This window comes from Microbacterium sp. UBA837 (assembly GCF_002296025.1).
Lineage (GTDB): Bacteria > Actinomycetota > Actinomycetes > Actinomycetales > Microbacteriaceae > Microbacterium.
In genome coordinates this window covers 11,727-18,369 of record NZ_DBHD01000001.1, presented here as the reverse complement: position 1 = coordinate 18,369, position 6,643 = coordinate 11,727, and the positions used below count along the sequence as shown (strand labels likewise).

The 6,643-nt window shown below is 66.8% G+C and carries 5 protein-coding genes, 2 rRNA genes and 1 pseudogene (1 of these 8 running past the window's edge); all 8 read left to right on the top strand.

Going from position 1 to position 6,643, the window contains the following annotated elements:
- A 23S ribosomal RNA gene (locus tag B3587_RS00100) occupies window positions 1-1,127 on the top strand; its annotated part reaches 792 nt to the left of the window's first position; the annotation flags it as partial.
- Between the two features lie 101 nt (window positions 1,128-1,228).
- Window positions 1,229-1,345, top strand: a 5S ribosomal RNA gene (gene rrf, locus B3587_RS00095).
- Between the two features lie 694 nt (window positions 1,346-2,039).
- Entirely contained in the window at window positions 2,040-2,747 is a 708-nt protein-coding gene (locus B3587_RS00090; protein WP_292725605.1) for a hypothetical protein, read from the top strand.
- Window positions 2,747-3,781, top strand: coding sequence for an HAD-IIA family hydrolase (locus tag B3587_RS00085; protein WP_292725603.1), 1,035 nt, complete (start codon window positions 2,747-2,749; stop codon window positions 3,779-3,781). The genes B3587_RS00090 and B3587_RS00085 overlap by 1 nt, the downstream gene beginning before the upstream one ends.
- Window positions 3,782-3,870: 89 nt before the next feature.
- Window positions 3,871-4,092, top strand: a complete 222-nt coding sequence (locus tag B3587_RS00080; protein ID WP_228177837.1) for a hypothetical protein — start codon at window positions 3,871-3,873, stop codon at window positions 4,090-4,092.
- A gap of 10 nt (window positions 4,093-4,102) precedes the next feature.
- Window positions 4,103-4,903 (top strand): TlyA family RNA methyltransferase, encoded by an 801-nt coding sequence (locus B3587_RS00075; protein ID WP_292725601.1) that lies wholly within the window; start codon window positions 4,103-4,105, stop codon window positions 4,901-4,903.
- On the top strand, window positions 4,900-5,823 hold the full coding sequence (locus B3587_RS00070; RefSeq protein WP_292725599.1) for an NAD kinase: 924 nt from the start codon (window positions 4,900-4,902) through the stop codon (window positions 5,821-5,823). Before B3587_RS00075 ends, B3587_RS00070 begins: the two co-directional genes overlap by 4 nt.
- A pseudogene (locus tag B3587_RS00065) lies at window positions 5,820-6,643 on the top strand (DNA repair protein RecN); the annotation flags it as partial. The gene B3587_RS00070 and the pseudogene B3587_RS00065, both read left to right, overlap by 4 nt.

The following is a 6,643-nucleotide window of genomic DNA, read 5'->3' as shown; positions in this document are numbered from 1 at the left end:
GCGACTGTTTACTAAAAACACAGGTCCGTGCCAAGTCGCAAGACGATGTATACGGACTGACGCCTGCCCGGTGCTGGAAGGTTAAGAGGACGGGTTAGCGCAAGCGAAGCTCAGAATTTAAGCCCCAGTAAACGGCGGTGGTAACTATAACCATCCTAAGGTAGCGAAATTCCTTGTCGGGTAAGTTCCGACCTGCACGAATGGCGTAACGACTTCCCAACTGTCTCAACCGCGAACTCGGCGAAATTGCACTACGAGTAAAGATGCTCGTTACGCGCAGCAGGACGGAAAGACCCCGTGACCTTTACTACAGCTTGGTATTGGTGTTCGGTGTGGCTTGTGTAGGATAGGTGGGAGACTTTGAAGCAGGGACGCCAGTTCTTGTGGAGTCGTTGTTGAAATACCACTCTGGTCACTCTGGATGTCTAACTTAGAACCGTAATCCGGTTCAGGGACAGTGCCTGGTGGGTAGTTTAACTGGGGCGGTTGCCTCCCAAAAAGTAACGGAGGCGCCCAAAGGTTCCCTCAACCTGGTTGGCAATCAGGTGGCGAGTGTAAGTGCACAAGGGAGCTTGACTGTGAGACTGACAGGTCGAGCAGGGACGAAAGTCGGGACTAGTGATCCGGCAGTGGCTTGTGGAAGCGCTGTCGCTCAACGGATAAAAGGTACCTCGGGGATAACAGGCTGATCTTGCCCAAGAGTCCATATCGACGGCATGGTTTGGCACCTCGATGTCGGCTCGTCGCATCCTGGGGCTGGAGTAGGTCCCAAGGGTTGGGCTGTTCGCCCATTAAAGCGGTACGCGAGCTGGGTTTAGAACGTCGTGAGACAGTTCGGTCCCTATCCGCTGCGCGCGTAGGAAGTTTGAGAGGATCTGACCCTAGTACGAGAGGACCGGGTTGGACGAACCTCTGGTGTGTCAGTTGTTCCGCCAGGAGCACCGCTGATTAGCTACGTTCGGGATGGATAACCGCTGAAAGCATCTAAGCGGGAAGCCGGCCTCAAGATGAGACTTCCATGCCTACGGGCGAGAGGCTCCCAGCAGACTACTGGGTTGATAGGCCAGATGTGGAAGCGTGGTAACACGTGCAGCTGACTGGTACTAATAAGCCGATGACTTGATAACACACCGTTTTTGGTGCTTGCGTCCACTGAGTGGTTCTCGATGTACGGTCGAGAACCGCATGACAATGACTTTTGTTGTGCAGACTGAAACATCAATAGTGTTTCGGCGGCCATAGCGAGAGGGAAACGCCCGGTCCCATTCCGAACCCGGAAGCTAAGCCTCTCAGCGCCGATGGTACTGCAGGGGGGACCCTGTGGGAGAGTAGGACACCGCCGGACTTCTTTTAAGAAATGGCCACCCAATGCTGGGTGGCCATTTCTCGTTAACAGGCCACTGCATCGCTGAGGTACGCCACGTGGAAGGATCGGGCACGAGATGGTAGAGGACAGCGCGCCGAACGCGGATGATTCGGACCGTCGCGACCGCAAGGATCGAGCGGCTCGTCCGTATCGCGAGGGCAGTTCTGCGCGGGGTGGCCGACCCGATCGGGCTGGTTCGGATCGTCGGGCTGGTGCTGGGCGGAGCGCTCCCGGTGACAAGTCAGCCCGCGGCTCGTCGCGAGGCCCTCGCGACGGCGGCGCGAGTGGAGGCGAAGCCCGTCCTCGCTACAGCGATGACCGCGGCCGGCCCCACGGCTCGGCCCGCCCCCGCGGCGCGGGTGAGCGTGACGCCGACAGGCCGCGCTCGTCTGAACGAGGTGGTCGTCCGTCCGATCGTGGAGGACGGCCGTTCGATCGAAGTGGTCGTCCCTCCGATCGAGGTGGTCGTCCGTCCGAGCGCGGTGGTCGTCCATCGGATCGCGGAGGCCGCCCCTCGGAGCGCAGAGGCGATACGGACCGCGGTCGCGCAGATCGTCCGCAGCGTAGGGAACGCCCACCTCGCGACAACGAAACCCGCGAACGCGCGCCCGAGATCCCTGAAGAGATCACCGCCCGGGACCTCGCTGCGCCCGCCCGCAATGAGCTCAAGACCTTGAGCAAAGAGAACGCGGACGCCGTTGCCCGGCACCTCGCCATGGCGGCGCGGGTGATCGATACCGATCCGGCCCTCGCGCACGAGCACGCGCAGGCCGCGGTCAAGCGTGCGGGTCGGATCGCCGTGGTCCGTGAGACTGCCGCGATCACCGCGTACGCGACCGGGGACTTCGCCCTCGCGCTGCGTGAGCTGCGGACGTATCGCCGCATCTCGGGCAAGGATGACCAGATCGCTCTGCTCGTCGACAGTGAACGCGGGGTGGGGCGTCCCGACCGTGCCCTGGAGGCGGGCCGGGCCGTCGACCGCGACGCGCTCCCGGCGGGGGTACGTGTCGAGCTCGCGATCGCGATGTCTGGCGCGCGCCTGGATCTGGGCGAGCCCGAGCGCGCGCTCAGTGAGCTCGATATTCCGGAGCTCGACCCGGATCGCGCCTTCGAGTGGTCACCCGCGCTCTTTGCCGCCCGTGCCACGGTTCTGGACGAGCTCGGACGCGTCGATGAGGCACAGGAGTGGCAGCGGCGGGCGATCATCGCCGCCGATGCCCTGGATGCGGCAGCCGGCTTTGCCGAGAGCGAAGAGCTGTTCGTCGAGGACATTGAACCCGGGGAACTCTCGTCCGAAGGGCCCACCGCCGCGCCGGCGGCCACCGCCGAGCCGACCTCGCGTCCCGCGACTGAGACCGAGCGCGCCGACGGAGAGGGCTGATGGCGAAGTTCTCGCGGCGGCGCACGTCATCGACGCCGCTCGATGGAGTGGATGCGGTCCTCGCCGACCTCGACGGTGTCGTCTACGCCGGGGCCGGCGCATTGCCGTGGGCAGTGGAGAGCCTGTCAGCGCTGGGGGAGCGGCGCCTCGGGTTCATCACGAACAATGCATCCAGGACCGACGAGGCTGTCGCCGAGCACCTTCGGGAGCTTGGCCTTGCGACGCAGGCATCGGACGTGGTCACCAGCCCGCAAGCGGCAACGCGTCTGCTGCGTACCCGCGTAGAACCGGGCGCGACGATTCTCGTCGTCGGTGGTGAGGGGCTGGTCGTCGAACTCGAGAACGCCGGGTACGCCGTCACCCGGAGTGCTGAGGATTCGCCGGCGGCTGTCGTGCAGGGTTTCGCCCCGGATGTGGGGTGGAAGCAGCTGGCAGAGGCGGCGTTCGCGCTGAAGACCCCGGAGGACGAGGGTGGCATCCCCTGGATCGCCACCAACACCGACTGGACGATCCCGCAGGCCCGCGGGATCGCACCGGGCAACGGCACGCTCGTCTCGGCGGTGCACACTGCCGTCGGGCGCCTGGCGACCGTCGCGGGAAAGCCCGAGACGCCGATCTTCGAGGAGGCTGTCGCGCGTTTCGGGGCGCAGCATCCGTTGTTCATCGGTGACCGCCTCGACACCGACATTCTCGGCGCCTGCCGGGCCGGAATCGCCTCGGCTCTGGTGCTGACGGGAATCGACCGGCCCAAGCACGTGCTGGCAGCTCCCGCCGGATCGCAGCCCACGTTTATCCTCGGTGATCTTCGGGAACTCTTCGAGCCGTACCCCGAGGCTGTGACCCATGACGGGGTGACGGAGGTGCGGGGTGCTCGCGTTCGCATCGATGGTCCCGATGTGGAAATCCTCGCGGAGGGGGAGCGCCCCATCGACCTCCTGCGTGCCGGGGCTGCCGCGATCTGGCGGACCGGCCGTGCGATCTTCGGGTTCCGTGTGCCGGAGCGCCTCTACGCGGATCCATTCCACCGGCCCTGAGCGTTCACCGGCCCTGGGGCTCCACCCTCCTGGGGCCTTCACCGCGCTGTCGGGCCTGATCGCGCTGTCGCGCCCGTAGTCTGGGTGTCATGCTCAGCGACGACCGTCCCGATGAGGATGCCGCCTCCGACGAGATCAAGGACGGCGACACCGTGACGGAAGCCGCCGCTCCCCGCCCTGACGAAAACCTTCTCTCGCAGCTGGATATCGTCGAGTCGCAGCCGCTGTCTGACCGGGCTGCGGCGTACGAAGCCATCCACGAAGACCTGGCTCGGCGCCTGGAGCACAATCCTGAGGCGCCTCGTCAGTGATCTCTCGCCGATGACACCCCGACTGGATGCCGAGCTCGCCGCTCGCGGCCTGGCGCGCTCGCGAACGCATGCTGCGCGCCTGATCTCCGCGGGCAGCGTCACCGTCGACGGGCGCGGGGTGGTGAAGCCGTCAGCGGCAGTGGACGCGGCATCCGTCATCGAGGTAGCAGCCGAGGATCACTACGTCAGCCGTGGGGCGCACAAACTCGTCGCGGCGCTCGAGGCGTTCGGGGTGGACGTCGCGGGCAGAGCTGCGCTGGACCTGGGTGCGTCAACCGGCGGGTTCACACAGGTGCTGCGGGAGCGCGGGGCAACGCCGGGCGTTGCCGTCGACGTCGGCCACGGACAGCTCGCGGCCGGCATCGGATCCGACCCCGAGGTCATCTCGGTCGAGGGGTTCAACGTGCGTTACATGGATGCCGAGACGCTGCGCTCGGCATCCGGCGTGGGACTCGAGCCTCGGATCGTCGTGGGGGACCTCTCCTTCATCTCCCTGAGCCATGTCCTTCCTGCGATCCGCCGCGTGGCGGCGGCGGATGCCGACATCGTCCTGCTCGTAAAGCCGCAGTTCGAGGTGGGGCGCACCGGCATCCGCGAAGGGGTCGTGACCGATGCAGCGCTGCGTTCCGAGGCCGTCATGGGGGTCCTGTGGTCGGCGTGGGACACGGGACTCGGCACTCTCGGGGTGATTTCCTCCCCGATCGTGGGTACCCACGGCAACCTCGAGTACCTCGTGCATCTTGCCGCGTCGCGGGGGAGCAATCCGACAGAATGGATCAGCACGGTGAATCAGCTGACGGGAGCAGGATGACCGACGAGGCGCGCAACATCCTCGTGGTCGCGCACGGGCGTCGACCTGACACGGTGGGCGCTGCTGCCCGTGTGATCGGCGCCCTGCGTGACGCGGGCGCAACACCAGTGCTCTCCTCCGACGACCGGGCTGAGCTCGACTCCGCGATACCGGGGCCGCTCGCGACCCTCGGTGCTGATGTCGCGGTAGCCGACATCGAGCTGGCGATCGTCCTCGGGGGCGATGGCACAATCCTGCGGGCCGCAGAACTCGTTCGCGAGGGCAGCGCCCCGGTTCTCGGGATCAACATGGGTCACGTCGGCTTCCTCGCCGAGATCGAGCGCGATGACATGGACGAGGCAGTCCGGCGGGTCATCGACCGCGACTATACGGTCGAAGAGCGACTCGCGCTGCAGGTGCGGATCAAGGACCGCGACGAGCAGGTCATCTACGAGACGTGGGCGCTGAACGAGGCCACGGTCGAAAAGGCCAGCCGGGAGCGGATGCTCGAGGTCGTGATCGAGATCGACGGCCGGCCGCTGTCGTCGTTCGGCTGCGACGGCATCGTGGTGTCCACTCCGACCGGCTCGACCGCGTACAACTTCTCCGCCGGCGGTCCGGTGATCTGGCCGGGAGTCGAGGCGATCGCCGTCGTCCCGCTGTCGGCGCACGCGCTGTTTGCCAAGCCGCTCGTGATCGCGCCCGAGCACACCGTGGCCGTCGAGTTGCTCGAGCGCACGAACGGCACGGGCATCCTGTGGTGCGACGGCCGCCGCTCGCACGATCTTCCGGCCGGGGCGCGCGTCGTCGTCCGCCGATCCGAGCGTCCGGTGCGGCTTGCGCGCCTGCATCCCGCGTCGTTCACCGACCGGCTCGTCAAGAAGTTCCGCCTGCCCGTCGAAGGATGGCGCGGCCCGTCACCCGCCGCGGAGAGTTCGTGATCGAGCAGATGACCCTGCGGGACCTCGGCGTCATCGCCGAGGCCACCCTGCCCATCGGTCCGGGTTTCACGGCGATCACGGGTGAGACCGGCGCGGGCAAGACGATGGTCGTGACCGGCCTCGGCCTGCTTCTCGGTCAGCGCTCGGACAGCGGTGCAGTGCGCGCGGGGGCGGCGCAGGCATCCGTTGAGGGCGTGTGGATCGTGCCGCCCGACGGGGCTGTGGCAGAGCGGGTGCGCGAAGCTGGCGCCGACGTCGAACCGATCGACGAGACGCGGGCCGAGCTGATCGTCGGGCGCATCATCTCGAGCGAGGGACGCAGTCGGGCTGCAGTCGGCGGGCGAGCAGCTCCCGCCGCGGTCCTGTCGGATCTTGCCGATGACCTCGTGGTCGTGCACGGGCAGTCCGAGCAGTTGCGGCTGCGCTCGGCTGCCGCCCAGCGCGACGCTCTCGACCGGTTCGGCGGTGCCGACGTCGCCGACGCGCTCGTCACCTACCGGGACCGGTTTGCGGCGTGGGAGGGACTGGACGAGGAACTGACGACCCTGATCACCGATCGCGACGCGCGGGCTGCGGAAGCCGAGGAACTGCGCGCCGCGATCGCGGTGATCGAAGCGGTGGCACCGCGCGCCGGGGAGGATGCCGAACTCACCCAGCGGGCCGAGCGGCTCGCGAACGCCGAGGCGCTGCGGGAGGCCGCGGCGCTGGCGCATGCGGCACTGACAGCCGAAGACGAGGCAACAGACGCGACGACCCTCGTCGGGGAGGCGCGGCGTGCCCTGGAGCGTGCCGCGGGAAGTGACCCCGAGCTCGAGCGTCT

What these genes read in the sequence shown, in the direction of transcription:
- B3587_RS00080 (WP_228177837.1), top strand. Translation starts at nt 3,871, where the DNA reads ATGCTCAGCGACGACCGTCCCGATGAGGATGCCGCCTCCGACGAGATC.
- B3587_RS00070 (WP_292725599.1), top strand. Translation starts at nt 4,900, where the DNA reads ATGACCGACGAGGCGCGCAACATCCTCGTGGTCGCGCACGGGCGTCGA.
- B3587_RS00085 (WP_292725603.1), top strand. Translation starts at nt 2,747, where the DNA reads ATGGCGAAGTTCTCGCGGCGGCGCACGTCATCGACGCCGCTCGATGGA.
- B3587_RS00075 (WP_292725601.1), top strand. Translation starts at nt 4,103, where the DNA reads ATGACACCCCGACTGGATGCCGAGCTCGCCGCTCGCGGCCTGGCGCGC.